This is a genomic window from Synechococcus sp. CBW1002 (genome assembly GCF_015840915.1).
GTDB lineage: Bacteria > Cyanobacteriota > Cyanobacteriia > PCC-6307 > Cyanobiaceae > CBW1002.
In genome coordinates this window covers 1,385,133-1,405,023 of the sequence record NZ_CP060398.1, presented here as the reverse complement: position 1 = coordinate 1,405,023, position 19,891 = coordinate 1,385,133, and the positions used below count along the sequence as shown (strand labels likewise).

Sequence of the window (19,891 nt, the reverse complement as noted above, 5' to 3'; positions counted from 1 at the left end):
GAACCCGACGCGAGCAACCTCGGAGCGCAGCTCAGGTTGTCAACTCAGAGGGGCTTGTCGCCAGACGTTCAACCGAGGGTTCCTCCCTCTCGAGGGGGGCGTCCAACTCCACCACTTCCCCCTGGAAGAAGTCGGCCAGTCGCCGTGCCTTCTCATCCAGTCGGCCAGCACCAGGATCAGTGTGGGGTGGCGTCGGAGTCGCTGCTTGTTGGGAGGGTGAGGTTGGCTGAGGCACCGGGCTGGCGGCCTGCGGCTGTGGATCAGGGGCCAGTGAGCCAGCTGGCTCTCGAACCGGCTGAGCCGCAGGCCTTACTTGCAGCGCCTCGGGACGAGGCGCTGCTGACACGCTGGCAGCGGATGGGCCCGGAACGGAGCGGCCGCTGGTGTGGAAGGACTGGGCCGGTGAAGGAGCGGCGGCCGCCGGGTTGGTTTCGGCGCCGGCCGCCGGACCCTGATCACTGCTTTCCAGCACCAGTTGGCGCGGACTGCCCACAACGGACGTGATCGCACGCTCCAGCAGCGGCAGGCGGCTCTGGACCATCGCGATCCAGGTGCTGGCCACCCGCACCACGGCTCGTTGCCCGTCGAGGCGCACCAGCTGGGCCTGCTGGGAGAGCAGCATGCGGGTCGACGGCAGTTCCAGCCCCGCCAGGATCTGTTGCCAGAGTTCCGGCAAGGCGGTCGTGGTGTCGATCGGCTGGGGTGGAGTGGCTGCTGCCGCGGGTGCCGGTGTCGGGCTGGCGACTGGCTGGTCCGTGGGGTGGGTCGGGCGCTCGGAGGTGGAGGCTGGTTTGGATGATTCCGTGCGGCTCCCTGCGACTGTGCCCGTGCCCGCGCCCGTGCCCGTCGCGGTCGCCGTGGCCACGGCCGGCCTTGGGGGCACTGCGGCGGCGGTGATGGTGGGCTCCGCCAGCAGACCCAGCAGCAGCACTTCCAGCCACAGCCGCGGCTGCACGCTCTGGCGCAGTTGCTGTTCGCTGCCGCGCAGTTGCGCCTGCCACTGCAGCAGGCGGGCCTTGCCGATCTGCCGCGCCAGCTCTGGGAGCCGGGGCCGGAACTGGGGCGAGAAACTGGTGAGTTCGAGCCGTTCCGGCGCCACGCCGGCCAGCACCAGATCACGCAGCAGGCCGGCCAGTCCCTGCAGCACCGCCCCCGGTTCGCGGCCCCGTTCCAGCAACTGGCGGCTGGCATCGATCACCCCCAGCGGCTCCGATGTCGCCATGGCACCGGCCAGCTCCAGCAGCTCCTGTTCGGGCACGGCCCCCAGCAGCTCCCAGACCGCACCGGCCTCGATCGGTGGGGGCAGCAGGCTGAGCTGATCGAGCAGGCTTTCCGCATCCCGCAATCCCCCCTGAGCCCGCTGGCACACCACATGCAGCGCTTCGGGGGTGATGCCGATCGACTCCTGCTCGGCAATCCAGCGCAGGTGCTGCTCGAGGGCCTCCAGGGGGATGCGGCGGAAATCGAAGCGCTGGCAGCGGCTCAGGATCGTGGGCAGCACCCGCTGGGGGTCAGTGGTGGCGAGCACGAACACCACCCGTGGCGGCGGCTCCTCGAGGGTTTTGAGCAGGGCGTTGAAGGCTGCGGTGGAGAGCATGTGGCACTCGTCCACCACGTAGACCTTCCAGCGGGCCTGCACCGGCGCGAAGCGGGAACGTTCGATCAGCTCGCGGATGTTGTCGACGCCGGTATTGGAGGCGGCGTCGATCTCGATCACATCGAGGGCATTGCCCGCGGCGATCGCGACGCACAGCTCGCAGATGCCGCAGGGCTCGAGCGTGGGACCCGCATGGGCGATGCAGTTGAGCGAGCGGGCCAGGATGCGGGCGCTGGAGGTCTTGCCGGTGCCACGCGGGCCGCTGAACAGGTAGGCCGGCGCGATCCTGCCGGTGCGCAGGGCATTGCCCAGGGTGGCGGCGATCGCCTCCTGACCCACCAGCTGGTCGAAGCGCTGGGGCCGGTACTTGTGGTGCAGCGGCTGGTACGCCTGGCTCATGGCGGGTTCATGGATCGCTGCATCCCTGATCGCTGCATCACCGCTCGCTGCGTCGTGCCGTCCGGATGACGCGGCCGGAGTCCGAGGCTACTGGCCGCCCCCCTGCTCCAGCAGCCGCTCCAGACGCCCTTCCAGCTCCTCGACCTCGCTGAGCTGATCGGCCAGCTTCTGGGCGGCCAGACGCAGGGCCGCGAACTGGTCGTTGCCGGCGCCACTGCCCTGGCCCCAGCGTTCCTCGGCCCTGGCCAGCTCGGTCTCCAGCCGCCGCTGCAGGTTGAGCCGTAGCCCATCGAGCTGCTCGAGGCTTCTGAGGGCCAGGGCGCGCCCCTGCTCGAGTTGCCGGGCATCGAGGTTGAGACCCTGGCTCAGCAGCAGGCGCACGGCACCGATCAGGGCTGCCGGCACCACCTGCCCGAAGGCCTGGAGGCCGCGGCTGCCGGTCTGGAGCCAGTCCTCCACCTGGCCGCTGCGATGGCGCCCGGTCTTGCACCAGTGGGCGAAGTGCTCGCAGTTGTTGAACAGCAGGTTGTAGTTCTGCTCCCCCAGCCGGCTCATGGCGCGCCGCAGGGTCACTCCAGACGGGGAGCAGACCTGCGGTGGATAGGTCACCAGACTCACCGGCTGGTCGCGGCTGAACTCCTCCAGGGGGCTGCGCAGGATGGCCCTTCCCTCCAGGTAGTGGGCCACCGTGCCATCGCCGAGGTCGATGCCGTGGTGATGGAACAGACCGTGCTGGCGGGGAACTTCAAGATGATCGGCTGCCGCCATCGCCGGCTACCCCGTCAGGCGGTCTTGTCGTTCTGCTCCCGGTCGAGGTTGCTGGGATAGGGCACCACCTTGGCCAGGCTGCGCTGCTCCACCAGATTCCGGCTGATCGTGAAAGTCTTCACGTCCTGGCGGGAGGGCAGGTCGTACATCAACTCCAGCATCAGCTCTTCCACAATGCCGCGCAGGGCGCGGGCACCGGTCTTGCGGCGGTGCGCCTCAATGGCGATCGCCTCAATCGCATCCGGTTCGAACTCCAGGTGCACGTCATCCATGCTCAGCAGGGTCTGGAACTGCTTGACCAGGGCATCGCGCGGCTCGGTGAGGATCGCCTCAAGGGCGCGGGTATCGAGCGGTTCGAGCACGGCACTCACCGGCAGGCGGCCGATGAATTCGGGGATCAGGCCATAACGCACCAGATCGTCCGGCTCCAGATGCCGCAGCACCTGGGCGGCCTGATGGTCCTTGCCGCGAGGGCGGGTCCGTCCGTCAGCCTGCAGGAAGCCGATCGCATTGCGGCCCATGCGCCGCTGCACCACATCTTCGAGGCCCACGAAGGCGCCGCCGCAGATGAACAGAATCTGGCTGGTGTCGATCTGGATGCAGTCCTGATAGGGGTGCTTACGGCCCCCCTGGGGTGGCACGTTGGCGACCGTGCCCTCCAGCATCTTCAGCAGCGCCTGCTGAACGCCTTCACCGGAAACGTCGCGGGTGATCGAGGGGTTCTCGCTCTTGCGGGAGATCTTGTCGATCTCATCGATGTAGATGATCCCCCGCTGGGCCACCTCCACATCCATGTCGGCCTTCTGCAGCAGGCGCAGCAGGATGTTCTCCACGTCCTCGCCCACATAGCCCGCTTCGGTGAGGGTGGTGGCGTCCGCCACGGCGAAGGGCACATCCAGCAGCTCGGCCAGGGTCTGGGCCAGCAGGGTCTTGCCGCAGCCGGTGGGGCCGATCAGCAGGATGTTGGACTTGTGCAGCCGGGTGGCGGTGCGGTCGGTCTCTCCCTGGCCATCGCCCTGCCAGGCCAGGCGCTTGTAGTGGTTGTACACGGCGACCGAGAGCACCTTCTTGGCGTCGTCCTGGCCGACCACCTGCTGGTCGAGAAAGGTCTTGATCTGCTGGGGCTTGGGGATCGAAGCCAGGGTCGGCGCCGGCTTGGGAGCCTTCTTGGCCACGCTTTTGCGGCCGCTCTCCGGGCTGCTGCGGCTGGCACCACCCGCCGGCGCGTCGACAAGCTCCTCATCGAGAATCTCGTTGCAGAGATCGATGCACTCGTCACAGATGTAGACGCCTGGGCCTGCAATCAGCTTGCGCACCTGTTCCTGCGACTTGCCGCAGAACGAGCACTTCAGGTGAGCATCGAACTTGGCCATCGCGCAGGGGGCGTTCGGGTCAGGGTTGGGTGCCGGGGCTGGCAGGGTGACCCCGAATCTCCAGGATCAACGCAAATCGCCCTTGGAGGGCAGTCCTTAAGGATCAAACCGGTAGGGATCAGACCGGTACCGGTTGTCCGGTGGTGGCCGATCCCTCCTCGACGACCCTGTCGATCAGACCGTATTCAACCGCTTCCGCTGGAGAAAGGAAGTAGTCGCGGTCGGTGTCTTCGGCGATCTTTGCCAGGGGTTGGCCGGTGTGGTCGGCCATCAGACCGTTGAGCGTGTCCTTGAGGAAGAGGATCTCGCGGGCCTGGATCTCGATATCCACCGCCTGGCCCTGGGCACCGCCGAGGGGCTGGTGGATCATGATCCGCGCATTGGGCAGGGCCAGGCGCTTGCCCTTGGTGCCGCCGGAAAGCAGGAAGGCGCCCATGCTGGCGGCGAGGCCGTAGCAGATGGTCACCACGTCAGGAGCGACCTGCTGCATGGTGTCGTAGATGGCCAGCCCCGCCGTGACCGATCCCCCCGGAGAATTGATGTAGATCTGGATGTCCTTCTCGGGGTCTTCCGCTTCGAGGAAGAGCAGCTGCGCCACCAGGGCATCGGCGACGGCGTCGTCGATGCCGGTGCCCATGAAGATGATCCGCTCGCGCAGCAGGCGCGAATAGATGTCGAAGGCCCGCTCGCCCCGGCCAGACTGCTCCACCACCGTGGGGAGCACGCCGGGGTTGGCCATCGGCGAACCAACCGCGCTGGCGGTGGGCAGGCCGTTCCAGGGACGCTCCCCCTGCCAGCGGTTTTGAACCGGGTGGGGGCGCAGGGTGCTGAGAGGGGCGTCGATCACGCGGTGGCTGCCGGGCTGTCGGACTGGTCGGTCAATCTATGGGGAATCCCAGGCCTGTGGATTCAAGTCAGTGAGCGATTCTGCCAGGCCCCTGGCTTCAGGCCCCTGGCTTAGGCCTCGGCTGCAGGATCTCCAGTCGGGTTCGCCTCGGTTTCTTCGATGGTGCTGTTCTGCTCCAGCCACTCCAGCAATTTGCTGCGCAGCAGGTCGTCGGTCACCGCCAGCCGCAGGCGCTCCGGATCAATCGCGTCGCTGTCGCTGAGGCTGCGGCTCACCTCCCGCAGCTTCTCCTGAATCTCCTCGGCGGCCACCTCGATCGCTTCGGCGGCGGCCAGGGCCTGGAGGGCCAGGTTGCGGCGGAGACGCTGCTCCGCCTCCGGCCTTGAGGTCTCCATCAGGCTGCGCACCAGATCGGGAGTGAAGAGCTTCTTCACGTCCATGCCCTGCTGGGCGATCTGGCCGGCGGTCTGCTCGATCAGGGCGCGGATCTCCTCCTGCACGAGGGTTTCCGGCAGTTCCACCTCCAGCTGCTCCACCAGGGCGGTGAGCAGGGCGTTGTGGCGGTTGCTGCGGGTGCGTTGCTCGGCGTCCTCCTGCAGCCGTTGCTCCAGGTCCTGGCGCAGCTCGGCCAGGGTCTGCTTGTCGCTGGCCTGCTGGGCGAAGGAGTCGTCCAGGGCGGGAAGTTCGTGGGTCTTGAGCTCCTTGAGCGTGATCGCGAAACGGGCCTGGCGGCCGCGGGCCTCCTCCTGGGGGTAGCTGTCGGGGAACTGGCACTCAATCGTGCGGTTCTCCCCCACTTCCATCCCGATCACCCCCTCCACGAACCCGGGGATCATCCGATCCACTTCGAGTTCGACCTCCATGGTCTCGCTGCTGCCACCGGTGATCGCTTCCTCGGTGTCGGCATAGACCCCCTCGAAACTCAGCACGGCCACGTCACCGGCGGCGGCCGGGCGATCTTCCACCGGCACCAGGGTGGCCAGCCGCTTGCGCTGCTCCTCGATCAGCTCGTCGACCCGGGCCGGATCGAAGGGCACGGTCTCGGCTTCGGCCTTCAGGCCCCGGGTGGCCTTGAGGCTCGGGCTGGGCTCCACATCCATCACGAGGGTGAGGGTGAGCTCACTGCCGGGGCTGAAACGCTCCAGCAGCTGCTCGAAGCCCTCGCTCAGTTCGGGGCGGCCGATCGCGTCGATCGCCTCCTGCCGGATCGCCTCCTGCACGATGGCCTCCACCAGCTCCTCAAGGGCGGTGGCGCGGATCCGCACTGGTCCGATCTGCTGAAGCAGCACCGGCCGGGGAACCTTGCCCTTGCGGAAACCGGGCAGCTTGATCGTGCGGCTGAGCTTTTCGAGGGCGGTGTCGTAGCTGGCCTGGCAGCGCGCGGCAGGGACGGCCACCTCCACGGCGATGCGGCTGCCGGGCCTTGGACTGGTGCTGACCGTCAGCGCTGGGCTGCGGTCCGTGGGGCTGGCGGACTCGGCGGTGGCAGGCATGACGGGGGCGGATCAACAGGCAGCCCCTCATCCTAGAAAGTGGCCCAGGACACGCCGCGCCACGTATTGTGCGGAGGACGACGACGACGACGTCCATATCCCTGCTGCCGGTCTGGCCTGGGCTGATTGGCCTGTGCCGGAACCTGCGGCAACGGTCTCGATCCCGGTCGAGGCCGCCTGAACAAGGTCGCCTGTTGCAGCGATTCTTGAAGCGAGACAATGGATTGGTTTCAATCGATTGTTAACGGTTGATGGCTCGCAGTCGAGTGTTCACAGTCGACTTGGCCTGACGCACACCCCGGCGCCTCATCCCTCTGAAGCCTCTGCCACGGCTCGAGCCCAGCCTGGAGACAGCTCCCCATTCCGGTCACCACATCCGATTCGGCGCCGCCAGCTTTTCCACTTCACGTTCACCCACTCCCCAGCCTCCCCACCCTGTCGACCGGTTCGGTCGGCCTCAGCCACCGCTTTCCCCGATCGCGGCCCCGGACTGCCCGAACCGCTTCGGCTCGGCGCCCCGACTCCGTAGCGCTCCTTCACAGGCTGCCCGGATTTCGCCCACAGCCTGGTTCTCAGCCACAGCCCTGGCCGTTGACGCCATGGATCCCACCCGTTCCCACCGCTCTTGACCGTCTCTCACCCCCTCACCACAGCTGCCCGCCCTGCCGCCCTGCCGCAGCGCCCCCTGCGGATCGCGATCCTGGGAGCCACCGGCGCCGTTGGCCAGGAGCTGCTGCAACTTCTGGAGGAACGCCGCTTCCCCGTGGCCGAGCTGCGGCCCCTGGCATCGCCCCGCTCCGCCGGCCAGACCCTGGCCTGGCAGGGGCGCAGCCTGACGATCGAACCGGTGGCGGAGGAGGCGTTCGACGGCGTTGATCTGGTGCTGGCCTCGGCCGGTGGTTCGGTGTCGAAGCAATGGGCGCCGCTGGCGGCCGCGGCCGGCGCCGTGGTGATCGACAACTCCAGTGCCTTCCGCATGGATCCATCGGTGCCTCTGGTGGTGCCGGAGGTGAATCCCGAGGCCGCCTTCAGCCACGGCGGCATCATCGCCAACCCCAACTGCACCACGATCCTGCTCACCCTGGCGCTGGCACCGCTGGCGGCCCGACGCCCGATCCGCCGGGTGGTGGTGAGCACTTATCAGTCTGCCAGCGGCGCCGGTGCCCGTGCCATGGAGGAACTGCAGCGCCTCAGCCGCACCGTGCTCGACGGTGGTGAGCCAGTCAGTGAGGTGTTGCCCCATTCCCTCGCCTTCAACCTCTTCCTGCACAACTCCCCCCTGCAGCCCAGTGGCTACTGCGAGGAAGAGCTGAAGATGCTGAACGAGACCCGCAAGATCATGGGGCTGCCCGATCTGCGGCTCACGGCCACCTGTGTGCGAGTGCCGGTGCTGCGGGCCCATTCCGAAGCCGTGAACATTGAATTCGCCGAGCCCTTCCCGGTGGAGGAGGCGCGGCAGCTCCTGGCCCGGGCGCCCGGGGTGGAACTGCTCGAGAACTTCGAGGCCAACCGCTTCCCGATGCCCACCGATGTGACCGGCCGCGACCCGGTGGCGGTGGGGCGGATCCGCCAGGACCTGAGCGACCCCAACGCGCTGGAGCTCTGGCTCTGCGGTGATCAGATCCGCAAGGGTGCGGCCCTCAATGCCATCCAGATCGCCGAGCTGCTGCGCGATCCTGCCGGCCTGACGGCGGCGACCGTTTCTGCCGGAGGTGCCGCTTGAGCCCTGGGAACACGGCACCATCGCCCTGGATGAACGCGCCCTTCGGCCGGGTCGTCACCGCCATGGTGACCCCCTTTGCCGCCGATGGGTCGGTGGACCTGGAGCTGGCTGGCCGCCTCGCCGATCACCTGGTCAGCCATGGCTCCGATGGGGTGCTGGTGTGCGGAACCACCGGCGAATCTCCCACCCTCAGCTGGGAGGAGGAGCACCGTCTGTTCGCCGCCGTGAAGGAGGCGATCGACGGCCGGGCCCAACTGATTGCCGGCTCCGGCAGCAACTGCACTGCCGAGGCGGTGGAGGCCACCCGAGCCGCGGCTGCCTTGGGTGCCGATGCCGCCCTGGTGGTGGTGCCGTATTACAACAAGCCTCCCCAGGCGGGCCTGGAAGCCCATTTCCGGGCTGTGGCCGAGGCAGCGCCCCAGCTGCCGCTGATGCTTTACAACATCCCCGGACGCACCGCCTGCAGCCTGGCCCCCGACACCGTGGTTCGCCTGCTGGATCTGCCCAACGTGGTCAGTTTCAAGGCCGCCAGCGGCACCACCGAAGAAGTGAGCCAGCTGCGCCTGCTCTGCGGGGATCGGCTGGCGATCTACAGCGGCGACGATGCCCTCACCCTGCCGATGCTGGCCGTGGGGGCCGTCGGGGTGGTCAGCGTCGCCAGCCACGTGGCCGGCCCCCAGATCAAGGCCATGATCCAGGCCTTCCTCGCTGGCGATGCCGCCGCTGCCCTGGCGCTGCATGAGCAGCTGCTGCCCCTGTGCAAAGCCCTGTTCTGCACCACCAATCCCATCCCCGTCAAAGCCGCCCTGGAGATCTGCGGCTGGCCGGTGGGTGCTCCCCGTCTTCCCCTTCTTTCCGCTGATACCGACGTGCGTCAACGCCTCATCTCTGTCCTGGCTGCCCTGCGTCCTACCTGACGCCAAGGCTTGCGCTGCCCGACGACGGACCGCCATCCGTCCTTACGCTCGCTTCATCGGTCTCTTTCTTTTTCTTCTTTCCTTTTTCCTACATGACCAATCAGAACGGCCACGCTCGTCCAAGCTCCTCCCCCGGCGCCAATGGCAAGACCCCGGCGCTGCGGGTGATTCCCCTGGGGGGCCTGCATGAGATCGGCAAGAATACCTGCGTGTTCGAATACGGCGACGACATCATGCTCGTCGATGCCGGCCTGGCCTTCCCCAGCGATGGCATGCACGGCGTCAACGTGGTGCTGCCCGACACCAGCTATCTGCGTGAGAATCAGAAACGGATCCGCGGGATGATCGTGACCCATGGTCACGAAGATCACATCGGTGGCATCCCCCACCACCTTAAGAACTTCACCATCCCCGTGATCTATGGCCCCCGCCTGGCCATGTCCCTGTTGCAGGGAAAGATGGAGGAGGCCGGTGTCACCGATCGCACGGTGATTCAGACGGTGGGCCCACGTGATGTGGTGCAGGTGGGTAAGCACTTCAAGGTGGAGTTCATCCGCAACACCCACTCGATGGCGGACAGCTTCACCCTGGCGGTCACCACGCCGGTCGGGGTGGTGGTGTTCACCGGTGATTTCAAGTTCGACCATACGCCGGTCGACGGCGAGCACTTCGACATGGCCCGCCTGGCCCACTACGGCGAACAAGGTGTGCTGTGTCTGTTCAGCGACTCCACCAATGCGGAGGTACCCGGCTTCACGCCCTCGGAACGGGCCGTGTTCCCCAAACTCGACCAGCACATCGCCCAGGCTGAGGGTCGGGTGATCATCACCACCTTCGCCAGCTCGATCCATCGGGTGGCGATGATTCTGGAGCTAGCACTCAAGAATGGCCGGAAGGTCGGCCTGCTGGGTCGTTCGATGCTGAACGTGATCGCCAAGGCAAGGGAACTCGGCTACATGCGTGCCCCCGATGAACTGTTCGTGCCGATCAAGCAGATCCGCGATCTTCCCGATCGTGAAACCCTGCTGCTGATGACGGGCAGCCAGGGTGAGCCGCTGGCCGCCCTGAGCCGCATCTCCCGCGGTGAGCACCCGCAGGTTCAGGTGAAGAGCAGCGACACGATCATCTTCTCGGCCAGTCCGATTCCGGGCAACACCATCTCGGTAGTCAACACGATTGACCGCCTGATGATGCTCGGCGCCAAGGTGGTGTATGGCAAGGGCGAAGGCATCCACGTCTCGGGTCATGGTTGCCAGGAAGACCAGAAGCTGATGCTGGCCCTCACCCGGCCCAAGTACTTCGTGCCGGTGCACGGTGAGCACCGCATGCTCGTCTGCCACAGCAAGACGGCCCAGTCGATGGGGGTGCCCGCCGACAACATGCTGTTGATCGATAACGGAGATGTGGTCGAACTCACCCCCGATTCGATCCGCAAAGGAGAAGCAGTCAAGGCCGGCATCGAGCTGCTGGATGCCTCCCGCAACGGCATCGTCGATGCGCGCGTGCTCAAGGAGCGCCAGCAGCTGGCGGAAGACGGCGTGATCAACCTGCTCACCGTGATCAGCACCGATGGTGTGATGGCGGCCCCGCCCCGGGTGAATCTGCGCGGCGTGGTCACCACCGCCGATGCCCGCAAGCTCTCGGTCTGGACCGAGCGCGAGATCAACTGGGTGCTCGAGAATCGCTGGAGCCAGCTGGCCCGGAACAGCGGCGGCAATGCCCCCGACGTCGACTGGGTCGGTGTGCAGCGCGAGATCGAACTGGGGCTGCAGCGTCGCCTGCGCCGCGAGCTGCAGGTGGAGCCGCTGATCATCTGCCTGGTGCAGCCCGCCCCGGCCGGTACGCCTGCCTACAAGGGGCGCGCTGATGCCGAACCCGATACCCGTCCCGCGCCGCGAGGTCGTCGTGATGGCGGGCGGGAGATCATCCGCAACGGCAACGGCGCCCCCCAGCGTCAACCAGTGGCCGCTGCAGCGGCCGTTGCATCAGCGCCCGCATCTGCCGCCGCTGTCGCGGTGGCACCCCCTGTGGCTGCACCTGCCGCAGCCGTCCGGCAGGTGGCGGTCAAGGAGGAGGAGCCGGTCGGACGCACCCGCCGCCGCCGCTCCGCTGCCGTGGCCGGTTGATCGCCGGTTGTTGAACGCCCGCTTCTGTCAGGAGTGGTGCGTGCGCCCTCAGCGCAGCACCACCCGCAGCAGTCCGCGGGCCAGCTCCTCCTCTTCCTCCGGAGTGAACAGGGGCGGCGGAACGGTAACTTCTGCCTCCCCGGTCTTCTCCAGGGTGAGGCTGGCCCCACCTTTGGCTTCCACAGGAACCACCTCGATCTCCTCGGCCCGGGTGGGATCAGCCTGGTTCACCTCGATGAGCTCGGGTTCATCCACCACCTCCACCGCGATCGGTGCAACAGCCATCACTGCAGCCACCGGCGCTGTGGGTTCAGCAGCGGCTTCTTGGGGATCCGCCTGTAAATGCGGCACGGTGATACCCGCCGGCATCACTGGTGAAGCTTGCAGAAAGGGATTGGAGGCCATCGCCACGGCGCCATCTGCCGCGGGCTGGGCTCCGGGATCGCTGGCACCCAGATCCACCATCCAGGGCATGGCTGCCGCAGGCATGGCGATTCCTCCCCTGGCCACCGCCGTGGGCGTGAAGGGGAACGCCGCGCCTGTCGCACCGGCCGTTTCGATTGTCTCCGGCGTCGATCCGTCTTCCAGGCCTGTGGCTGCCGCTGTGCCGTCCAGAGCTGGCGCTGGGGTTGCCGGATTCTCTGCTTCGCCACGCTCCTGATCAGGATCGGAGTTCCCCAGCAACGAGCCCTCCGGGACGACATCCCCTTGCTCGATGCCGTCCAGCACCGGTGCAGCCCCCGCGCTGCCGCCGAGCAACACCTGGCAATGCTCCAGCCCCTGCTGGGCGATGTCCAGCAGGATCGGGGCCGGCCTGGCCTGACTCACCGTGGTGTAGTGCTCGGCGGCAGCGGTGGCATTACCGAAGCCATAGAGCTGAATGTGGCCCAGCAGCAGCTCCAGGCGCACCTTCAGCGAGGCATTCGCTGCTGGATCCAGTTGCCCCAGCAGCTGCTGACCGATGGACAGGGCCTCGGACCACCGGGCCTCGCTGTAGGCCAGTTCCACGGCCGCGTAGAGATGGTCCTGGGTCTCAGTCATGCAGCGGCGATCCGGCGGTGGGCCCAAGCAGGGCCAGTGTGCTGCGATCCCAGCGCAAGCGCCAGCCTCCGGCCAGATCGAGCCGGCCAGGACCGCGGCGCGGCGCCAGGCGGGCCAGCAGCGTCTCCAGCTGACGGCTGGAGAGAGGCTGCAGGTTGTGCTGGCTCAGCCAGTGCTGCAGCAGGGCCCGTTGGCTGGCCAGGCTGAGGGCCACCAGCGGCGCCCGTTGCAACTGCCGGCCGAGGGAGGAAGCCTCGTGGGTGAAAACCTCGTGGGTGGAAGTCGCGGGAGTGGTATGCAGGCCGGCCAGGGCAAGTGCAACGAGTTCCTCGTCCCGCTCCAGTTCCTCGGCCAGCCTTTCGGCCTGGGCGCCGATCCGTCGGGTGGCGCCGGGATGGAGCTGCTCCAGCACAGGCAGCACCTCCTGCCGCAGCCGATTGCGAGCGAAGCGGGGATCGGTATTGCTGGGGTCCGTCCAGACCGGCAGGCCCAGCTCGCGGCAGAGACGGGCCGTGTCGCTGCGGCTGAACAGCAACAGTGGCCGCACCAGCTGGATCGCTGTCTCGGCAGCGGGATCTGACGGTGCCGGCTCCAGCAGGGGGCGCTGGCGCCGCAGGCTGGCCAGGCCGCGCCGATGGCTGCCGCGGGCCAGGTGCAAGAGCAGGGTTTCGGCCCGGTCGCTGGCGGTGTGGGCCGTCACCACCCGCTGGCAGCCCAGCCGCTCGGCCCAGTGGGCCAGCCGCTCGTAGCGCCAGTGCCGCGCCGCTGCTTCGTTGGGCGCCAGCGCTTCGGCGCGATCGATCTGCAGCGCCAGCCCGTGCTGCTGGGCCCACTGGGCCAGTTCGGCGGCCTGCTGGCCCGATTCCGGCCGCCAGCCATGGTCGCCATGCCAGAGCTGCAGCGACCAGCCATGCAGGCGTGTCAGATCCAGCAGCAGGCCCGTCATCGCCATCGAATCCTGCCCGCCGGAGACGGCCAGCAGCAGGGGTGCGCCGGCGGGCAGCAGCTGGGGTTGCTGACGCAGCAGCTGGTGCAGGCTCAGATGGTCGGCGCTCCAGTGCGGCTGGGCCTTGGCCGGGGCCCCAGCTGGCGCTTCGTGGGAGTTCACGGTTTCAGATGGGAGAATCACGAATCCAGCTCTCTGCGCCGCCGATGTCGCGTCTGTCCAGCCTGCCCAGCTCCCTGCAGCGCGCCATCGCCGAGCGCCGGGCCCTGAAGGTGATCGCCGGTCTCTCCAACTTTGATGCCGCTGCCGTGCAGCGGATCAGCCGAGCCGCCGGTGCCGGTGGCGCCGACCTGATCGATGTGGCCTGTGATCCGGAGCTGGTGACCCTGGCGGCCGCCGCCTCGGGTCTGCCGATCTGCGTGTCTGCGGTGGATCCCGAGCTGTTCCCCGCAGCGGTGGCCGCTGGCGCCGCCATGGTGGAGATCGGCAACTACGACAGCTTCTACCCCCAGGGCCGCATCTTCGGGGCCGAGGAGGTGCTGGCGCTCACCCGCCGCAGCCGCGAGCTGCTCGGCGATGGGGTGCTCTCGGTGACCGTGCCCCACGTGCTGCCCCTGGATCAGCAGGAGCAGCTCGCCATCGATCTGGTGGCCGCCGGCGCCGATCTGATCCAGACCGAAGGCGGCACCAGTGCCCGGCCGTTCAGCCCCGGCAGTCTCGGCCTGATCGAGAAGGCGGCGCCCACCCTGGCGGCCGCCCATGCCCTCAGCCGAGCCGTGACCGTGCCGGTGCTCTGCGCCTCCGGCCTCTCCGCTGTCACCCTGCCGCTGGCCATCGCCGCCGGTGCCGCCGGCGTGGGTGTGGGCTCCGCCGTGAACCGGCTTGACGATGAACTGGCGATGGTGGCGGTGGTGCGCGGTCTGCGCGATGCCCTGGCGCCGGTGGCTGTGGCAGCAGCTGCGACGAACGCTGTGCCAGCTGATCGCTGAATCGCAGGCACCCTGTCAGGCGCCGGCTGTTTGGCTGGCGCCGACTGTTTGGCTGGCGCAAGCTGCTGTGCCAGCAGCTTGCCTAGCGCCTTGCTGGGGCCTTGTTTAGCCTCATGGCATTCCCTGCGTCGAAGGATCGATGGGTTCACTGGCCTGGCTGTTGCAGTGGCCGATCCGGGCCGTGGTGCTGCTGATCGTTGCCCAGTTGCCCCTGGGGGTGGAGATGCAGAGCTTCGGCGCGGCGGTGCTGGCTGTGATCGTGATCAGCCTGCTGGGGGCGCTGCTGGCGCCGCTGCTGAAGTTGCTGCTGGCACCCCTCTGGGTGATCACCAGCCTGGGCGGGCTGATCGCGCCGATCAGCTGGCTGTTCGACGGCCTGATCACCGTGGCGCTGTTTGCCCTGGCGGCCTCTCTGATCCCGGAGTTCCGGCTGCGCAACGGCCTGGTCAGTGCCGTGCTGGGAGCGTTGGTCTACACGTTGCTCACCGGCGCGGTTCTGAGGGTGTTCGGTCTGGAGCGGGGCTGAGGCCGGCAACCCGTAGCCGGGCGGGCAGCACTGATCGGCCACAACCGTGAGAATGGCCCGATGGCCTTTCAGCTGCACGCTCCCTACGAGCCCAAGGGCGACCAGCCCACCGCCATCGAGGCCCTCGTGGGCGGGGTTGAAGGTGGTGAGCGTTATCAGACCCTGCTGGGAGCCACCGGCACCGGCAAGACCTTCACGATCGCCAATGTGATCGCCCGCACCGGGCGGCCTGCCCTGGTGCTGGCCCACAACAAGACTCTGGCGGCGCAGCTCTGCAATGAACTGCGCGAATTTTTCCCGAAGAACGCCGTCGAATACTTCATCTCCTATTACGACTACTACCAGCCAGAGGCCTACGTGCCGGTCAGCGATACCTACATCGCCAAAACGGCGTCGATCAACGAGGAGATCGACATGCTGCGCCACTCGGCCACCCGCTCCTTGTTCGAGCGCCGCGATGTGATCGTGGTGGCCTCGATCAGCTGCATCTACGGCCTGGGCATTCCATCGGAGTACCTCAAGGCGGCGGTGAAGTTTCAGGTGGGCGACACGCTCAATCTCCGCGCGTCGCTGCGGGAGCTGGTCAACAATCAATACTCCCGCAACGATCTGGAGATCTCCCGCGGTCGCTTCCGTGTGCGCGGCGATGTTCTGGAGATCGGCCCCGCCTATGAAGATCGCCTGGTGCGGGTGGAGCTGTTCGGCGATGAAGTGGAGGCGATCCGCTACGTCGATCCCACCACCGGCGAGATTCTTCAGAGTCTTGAAACCATCAACATCTATCCGGCCAAGCACTTCGTGACGCCGAAGGAGCGCCTGGTCGAAGCCATTGGCGAGATCCGCGCCGAGCTGCGCCAGCGACTTGACCTGCTCAACAGCCAGGGCCGCTTGCTGGAGGCCCAGCGCCTCGAGCAGCGCACCACCTACGATCTGGAGATGCTGGAGCAGGTGGGCTACTGCAACGGCGTCGAGAACTACGCCCGTCACCTGGCCGGCCGGCCGGCCGGCACGCCGCCGGAGTGCCTGATCGATTACTTCCCGGACGACTGGCTGCTGGTGGTGGACGAAAGTCACGTCACCTGCTCCCAGCTGCAGGCCATGTACAACGGCGATCAGAGCCGCAAGAGTGTGTTGATCGAGCATGGGTTCCGCCTGCCCAGCGCCGCCGACAACCGCCCGCTCAAGGGGGAGGAGTTCTGGCAGAAGGCTCAGCAGACGATCTTCGTGAGTGCCACACCAGGCAGCTGGGAGCTGGCCCAGAGCCAGGATCAGGTGGTGCAGCAGGTGATTCGCCCCACCGGCGTGCTCGACCCGATCGTGGAGGTGCGTCCCACCGAGGGGCAGGTGGACGACCTGCTGGGAGAAATCCGCGTCCGGGCCGAGAAGCAGGAGCGGGTGCTGATCACCACCCTCACCAAGCGGATGGCGGAAGACCTCAGCGACTACCTGGCCGAGAACGGCGTGCGGGTGCGCTATCTGCACTCCGAGATTCACTCGATCGAGCGGATTGAGATCATCCAGGACCTGCGCAACGGGGTGTACGACGTGCTGGTGGGGGTGAACCTGCTGCGCGAAGGCCTCGATCTGCCGGAGGTGTCGCTGGTGGCGATTCTCGATGCCGACAAGGAAGGCTTCCTGCGGGCCGAACGCTCCTTGATCCAGACGATCGGGCGGGCGGCCCGCCATGTGGAAGGGGTGGCACTGCTCTATGCCGACAACCTCACCGAGAGCATGGAGAAGGCGATCTCAGAAACCGAGCGCCGCCGCGCCATCCAGCAGGCCTACAACGCGGCCAACGGCATCACCCCCACCCCGGCTGGAAAGCGGGCTGGCAATGCCATCCTCGCCTTCCTGGAGGTCTCCCGCCGGTTGAGTGATGAACAGCTTGAAGAGGCGACTGAGCAGGCTGAGAACAATGCGGTGCCGCTGGAATCGCTCCCGGAACTGATCACCCAGCTGGAGGACAAGATGAAGGCGGCGGCCAAGAACCTCGAGTTCGAGGAGGCCGCCAATCTCCGCGATCGGATCAAGCAGCTGCGCCAGAAGCTGGTGGGCAGGGCCTGATGCCAAGCCCCGCCGAGCTGATGCTCAGCCTCATGCTCGGATTCGTGGGCATGGCCTACGTGCTGTATGGCCGTAAGCAGGATGCGCTGGTCCCTCTGGTGAGCGGCATCCTGCTGATGATCGTGCCCTTTTTCCTGCCCGGCGTGCTGCCCCAGCTGATCGTGGGGCTGCTGCTGATCGCGTTGCCGTTTCTGGTGCAGCGCTGAGGCCGCTCAGGCCGGGGCTTCACTGCCTTCGGCCCGGTGCTGCACGCCGCCGCCCAGGCCGAAGGCGCCATGGACCACCCGCAGGGCCGCCACGCCATCGGCCTCCGCCACCACGCAACTGGTGCGGATTTCGCTGGTGGCGATCAGCTCGATGTTGATGCCGGCATCGGCCAGGCTGCGGAACATGCGGGCGGCGGTGCCGGCGGTGCAGGGCATGCCCGCACCCACCGCACTCACCCGGGCGATCGCCGGACCTTCCTCGAAGCGGGTGCCGGGCCATTGCTTCAGCAGCTGCGCCAGGGCCCGTTCCGCCTGGACCAGGTCACCCTTGCGGAGGATGAAGCTCATGTCGCGGCTGAGGTGGCCGGGGCTGCCGTGGGTGCGCTCCGACTGCACGATGGCGTCGAGGCTGATGCCGTTGTCGGCCAAGGCGCGGCAGATCGCGGCGGCGGTGCCGGGCCGGTCCGGCACCTGCCGCACCGCCACCTGGGCCTGATCGCGATCGAGGGCCACGCCACGGACGGCCGGATCGCCCAGATGGCAGGGCGGCGGATCGTGGCGCAGCTGTTGCTCGCCCAGCTCAAAGGCCTGGGCCGCAGACCGCAGCGCCTTGCTGCCCTGGGGACCCTCCACCAGGCAGCTCACCTTCACCTCGCTGGTGGCGATCAGCCGCAGGTTGATGCCGTCGCGGGCGAGGGTGTCGAACAGGCGGGCGGCCACCCCGGGGCGACCCATGATGCCGGCCCCGGCGATGCTGAGCTTGGCCATGCCGCCTTCGGCGCTGAGCAGGGCCGCCCCGGCTCCCATGGCCGCCAGCACCTGCTCACAGACCGCGCGGGCCGCCTCCATCTCGGATTGGTGCAGGGTGAAGGCGATGTCGTTGCTGGCGCCCTCGTGGGTGGCCTGCACGATCAGATCGACGTTCAGCCCCGCGGCCCCCAGCGCCTCGAACAGCTGGGCGGCCACGCCGGGGCAGTCGGGCACATGGGCCAGGGCCAGCACGGCCTGATCGACCTGCAGCTCCGCCGCGTCCACCGGCTTGCCCAGCTCCAGGCCTTCGCTGCCGATCGACCGGGGGGCGCCGCTGGTCAGGCGGGTGCCGGGGGCGTCGCTCCAGCTGGAGCGGACCACCAGGGGCATGCCGTAGTTGCGGGCGATCTCCACCGCCCGCGGATGCAGCACCGCCGCGCCGAGGCTGGCCAGCTCCAGCATCTCGTCGCAGGTGACCGTGTCCATCAGCTGGGCGTCGGCCACCTTGCGGGGATCGGTGGTGAGCACCCCGGGGACATCGGTGTAGATCTCGCAGGCGGCGGCCCCGAGGGCGGCGGCCAGGGCCACGGCCGAGGTATCGGAGCCGCCCCGGCCCAGGGTGGTGATCTCGGGGGTGCCGGCCCGGCCGCTGCTGGTGCCCTGGAAGCCGGCCACCACCACCACCTGGCCATCGGCCAGCAGCCGCTGCAGCCGCTCGGTGCGGATCTCGAGGATGCGGGCCCGCCCGTGGGAGGACTCGGTGATGATCCCCGCCTGGGTGCCGGTCATGGAGACGGCCGGCACCCCTTCGGCGTGCAGAGCCATCGAGAGCAGGGCGATCGAGACCTGTTCGCCTGTGGACAGCAGCATGTCCATCTCGCGCTGGGGCGGATCGCTGCTGATGGCCCGGGCAAGGCTGGTCAGTTCGTCGGTGGTGTGGCCCATCGCCGAGACCACCACCACCAGGTCGTGGCCCTCCTCGCGGCAGGCTGCCACCCGCCGGGCCACGGCCCGGATCCGCTCCACGTCGGCCACCGAGGTGCCCCCGAACTTCTGGACGAGCAGGGCCATCGGCGAGTCGGACGCGGCGGGAACGGGCGATTATCGGCCCGCATGGTCAAGGGCGATGCCCCCGGCGAGCAGGAAGCCGTCGCGGAAGGCATCGCCCGGCGTTGCGCCCCGCTTCAGGGCGGCCTCCACCTCCAGCAGCTGGCTGAGCAGCTTCAGCAGCGGCCCCGGGCCGCGGCCGCGGAGCTGTTTGCGCATCACGTAGATCCGCTTGGGGTTGCCGATGCCGGCGGCCTTGGCGATGGTCGCCACGTCGGTCTCGCCCGTTTTGTCCAGCAGGCTCACCCACAGCCAGCCCCGGATCTGACTGGTCAGTGCCGCCACGATCCGCAGAGCGGGTTCGTTCACCTCCAGCAGGTTGTCCACCAGGGCGATGGCGTCGGCGGGACGCCCCGCCAGCAGGGCGTCGCCCACGGCCAGGCTGGTGGTGGCATGGCTGCCGATCAGGGCCTGCACCGCGGCGACGTTGATTGGGCGGGCTGTGGGTGTCGCCGCTGAGGATCCCGGGGCGGCACCGGCATAGAGCGCCAGCTTTTCCAGCTCACTGGCCAGCCGGGCGCTGTCGCTGCCGATCGCCTCGCACAGGGCCTCGGCGGCGCCCGGCTCCAGGCTCAGGCCGAGTTCGTGGGCCGTGCGGGTCACCAGATCCAGCTGGCCGGCCCCGTCCCAGGCGGCCGGCAGGGTGAAGCTCCGTTCCCGGGCCACCGCCTTGAGGGCCTTGGTGAGGCGCAGGCGGGCGTCGGGTTTGTTGCTGCTCACCAGCAGCAGGTGGCAGGTCTCGGGAACCAGCTCCAGGCAGGCCTCCATCTGGGCCGCCAGCTCCGCCGGACACTGGCTGGTGAAGGGGCTGCGCTGCAGCACCACCAGCCGCGCTCCGCTGCCGAAGGGCGGGGTGCGTGCGTCTTCCAGGGCCCGGGCGGCCTGGCCGGAGTCGTTGCCATCGAGGCGGCTGAGGTTGATCGAAGCCCAGGCCGGATCCACCAGCTCAGTCACCAGGGCCTCCACGGCCCGCTGGCGGGCGGCTTCATCGTCGCCCCAGTAGAGATGGATCGGCATCG

Annotated in this window: 16 protein-coding genes; 7 read left to right on the top strand and 9 right to left on the bottom strand. The window is 68.1% G+C overall.

What is annotated here, in order from left to right:
• Positions 1–31 precede the first annotated feature (31 nt).
• From H8F24_RS06650 to tig, 5 genes are all read right to left on the bottom strand, one after another.
• Complete coding sequence (locus H8F24_RS06650) at positions 32–1,996, bottom strand: DNA polymerase III subunit gamma/tau (RefSeq protein WP_197171519.1); 1,965 nt, start codon at positions 1,994–1,996, stop codon at positions 32–34.
• An 87-nt stretch (positions 1,997–2,083) separates the two neighbouring features.
• Complete coding sequence (locus H8F24_RS06645) at positions 2,084–2,764, bottom strand: lecithin retinol acyltransferase family protein (RefSeq protein ID WP_197171518.1); 681 nt, start codon at positions 2,762–2,764, stop codon at positions 2,084–2,086.
• Positions 2,765–2,778: 14 nt separating this feature from the next.
• Positions 2,779–4,137, bottom strand: a complete 1,359-nt coding sequence (gene clpX / locus H8F24_RS06640) for an ATP-dependent protease ATP-binding subunit ClpX (protein ID WP_197157503.1) — start codon at positions 4,135–4,137, stop codon at positions 2,779–2,781.
• A 118-nt stretch (positions 4,138–4,255) separates the two neighbouring features.
• Positions 4,256–4,960: an ATP-dependent Clp endopeptidase proteolytic subunit ClpP gene (gene clpP, locus H8F24_RS06635; protein ID WP_370594813.1), complete on the bottom strand. Its 705-nt coding sequence runs from the start codon at positions 4,958–4,960 to the stop codon at positions 4,256–4,258.
• A gap of 134 nt (positions 4,961–5,094) precedes the next feature.
• Complete coding sequence (gene tig, locus H8F24_RS06630; protein WP_197171516.1) at positions 5,095–6,477, bottom strand: trigger factor; 1,383 nt, start codon at positions 6,475–6,477, stop codon at positions 5,095–5,097.
• Between the two features lie 625 nt (positions 6,478–7,102).
• Between tig and H8F24_RS06625 the strand changes: the two genes are divergently transcribed.
• From H8F24_RS06625 to H8F24_RS06615, 3 genes are all read left to right on the top strand, one after another.
• Positions 7,103–8,200, top strand: coding sequence for an aspartate-semialdehyde dehydrogenase (locus H8F24_RS06625; RefSeq protein ID WP_197171514.1), 1,098 nt, complete (start codon positions 7,103–7,105; stop codon positions 8,198–8,200).
• Positions 8,201–8,229: 29 nt separating this feature from the next.
• The gene (gene dapA, locus H8F24_RS06620; RefSeq protein WP_197157508.1) at positions 8,230–9,117 is read left to right on the top strand and encodes a 4-hydroxy-tetrahydrodipicolinate synthase; all 888 of its coding nucleotides are present in this window, start codon (positions 8,230–8,232) and stop codon (positions 9,115–9,117) included.
• Positions 9,118–9,209: 92 nt separating this feature from the next.
• A complete protein-coding gene (locus H8F24_RS06615) occupies positions 9,210–11,243 on the top strand; it encodes a ribonuclease J (protein WP_197157510.1) in 2,034 nt (677 codons plus the stop codon).
• A 48-nt stretch (positions 11,244–11,291) separates the two neighbouring features.
• Here H8F24_RS06615 and H8F24_RS06610 read toward each other — a convergent pair whose 3' ends face one another.
• Together H8F24_RS06610 and tilS are read right to left on the bottom strand one after the other, a co-directional pair.
• Entirely contained in the window at positions 11,292–12,284 is a 993-nt protein-coding gene (locus H8F24_RS06610) for a hypothetical protein (protein WP_197171512.1), read from the bottom strand.
• Positions 12,277–13,413 carry a tRNA lysidine(34) synthetase TilS gene (tilS, locus tag H8F24_RS06605; RefSeq protein ID WP_231598155.1) on the bottom strand — a complete coding sequence of 379 codons (1,137 nt, stop codon included), beginning with the start codon at positions 13,411–13,413 and terminating at the stop codon, positions 12,277–12,279. Before tilS ends, H8F24_RS06610 begins: the two co-directional genes overlap by 8 nt.
• Positions 13,414–13,436: 23 nt before the next feature.
• Between tilS and H8F24_RS06600 the strand changes: the two genes are divergently transcribed.
• The 4 genes from H8F24_RS06600 to H8F24_RS06585 all read left to right on the top strand — a co-directional run bounded on the left by H8F24_RS06600 (position 13,437) and on the right by H8F24_RS06585 (position 17,015).
• On the top strand, positions 13,437–14,219 hold the full coding sequence (locus H8F24_RS06600; RefSeq protein WP_197171510.1) for a DUF561 domain-containing protein: 783 nt from the start codon (positions 13,437–13,439) through the stop codon (positions 14,217–14,219).
• Between the two features lie 139 nt (positions 14,220–14,358).
• The gene (locus H8F24_RS06595; protein ID WP_197157514.1) at positions 14,359–14,745 is read left to right on the top strand and encodes a phage holin family protein; all 387 of its coding nucleotides are present in this window, start codon (positions 14,359–14,361) and stop codon (positions 14,743–14,745) included.
• Positions 14,746–14,805: 60 nt separating this feature from the next.
• Entirely contained in the window at positions 14,806–16,809 is a 2,004-nt protein-coding gene (gene uvrB, locus H8F24_RS06590; protein ID WP_197171508.1) for an excinuclease ABC subunit UvrB, read from the top strand.
• Positions 16,809–17,015 carry a hypothetical protein gene (locus tag H8F24_RS06585; RefSeq protein WP_197171506.1) on the top strand — a complete coding sequence of 69 codons (207 nt, stop codon included), beginning with the start codon at positions 16,809–16,811 and terminating at the stop codon, positions 17,013–17,015. The genes uvrB and H8F24_RS06585 overlap by 1 nt, the downstream gene beginning before the upstream one ends.
• Before the next feature lie 6 nt (positions 17,016–17,021).
• Here H8F24_RS06585 and H8F24_RS06580 read toward each other — a convergent pair whose 3' ends face one another.
• Together H8F24_RS06580 and holA are read right to left on the bottom strand one after the other, a co-directional pair.
• Positions 17,022–18,836 carry an aspartate kinase gene (locus tag H8F24_RS06580; protein WP_197157519.1) on the bottom strand — a complete coding sequence of 605 codons (1,815 nt, stop codon included), beginning with the start codon at positions 18,834–18,836 and terminating at the stop codon, positions 17,022–17,024.
• Positions 18,837–18,866: 30 nt separating this feature from the next.
• Entirely contained in the window at positions 18,867–19,889 is a 1,023-nt protein-coding gene (holA, locus tag H8F24_RS06575) for a DNA polymerase III subunit delta (protein ID WP_197157521.1), read from the bottom strand.
• Between the last annotated feature and the right edge of the window lie 2 nt (positions 19,890–19,891).

Bases quoted from the DNA above. Each gene is read 5' to 3' on its own strand.
- holA (WP_197157521.1), bottom strand. From the start codon at position 19,889: ATGCCGATCCATCTCTACTGGGGCGACGATGAAGCCGCCCGCCAGCGG.
- uvrB (WP_197171508.1), top strand. From the start codon at position 14,806: ATGGCCTTTCAGCTGCACGCTCCCTACGAGCCCAAGGGCGACCAGCCC.
- tig (WP_197171516.1), bottom strand. From the start codon at position 6,477: ATGCCTGCCACCGCCGAGTCCGCCAGCCCCACGGACCGCAGCCCAGCG.
- H8F24_RS06650 (WP_197171519.1), bottom strand. From the start codon at position 1,996: ATGAGCCAGGCGTACCAGCCGCTGCACCACAAGTACCGGCCCCAGCGC.
- H8F24_RS06615 (WP_197157510.1), top strand. From the start codon at position 9,210: ATGACCAATCAGAACGGCCACGCTCGTCCAAGCTCCTCCCCCGGCGCC.
- H8F24_RS06595 (WP_197157514.1), top strand. From the start codon at position 14,359: ATGGGTTCACTGGCCTGGCTGTTGCAGTGGCCGATCCGGGCCGTGGTG.
- H8F24_RS06610 (WP_197171512.1), bottom strand. From the start codon at position 12,284: ATGACTGAGACCCAGGACCATCTCTACGCGGCCGTGGAACTGGCCTAC.
- dapA (WP_197157508.1), top strand. From the start codon at position 8,230: ATGAACGCGCCCTTCGGCCGGGTCGTCACCGCCATGGTGACCCCCTTT.
- clpX (WP_197157503.1), bottom strand. From the start codon at position 4,137: ATGGCCAAGTTCGATGCTCACCTGAAGTGCTCGTTCTGCGGCAAGTCG.
- H8F24_RS06585 (WP_197171506.1), top strand. From the start codon at position 16,809: ATGCCAAGCCCCGCCGAGCTGATGCTCAGCCTCATGCTCGGATTCGTG.
- H8F24_RS06600 (WP_197171510.1), top strand. From the start codon at position 13,437: ATGTCGCGTCTGTCCAGCCTGCCCAGCTCCCTGCAGCGCGCCATCGCC.
- H8F24_RS06645 (WP_197171518.1), bottom strand. From the start codon at position 2,764: ATGGCGGCAGCCGATCATCTTGAAGTTCCCCGCCAGCACGGTCTGTTC.
- H8F24_RS06580 (WP_197157519.1), bottom strand. From the start codon at position 18,836: ATGGCCCTGCTCGTCCAGAAGTTCGGGGGCACCTCGGTGGCCGACGTG.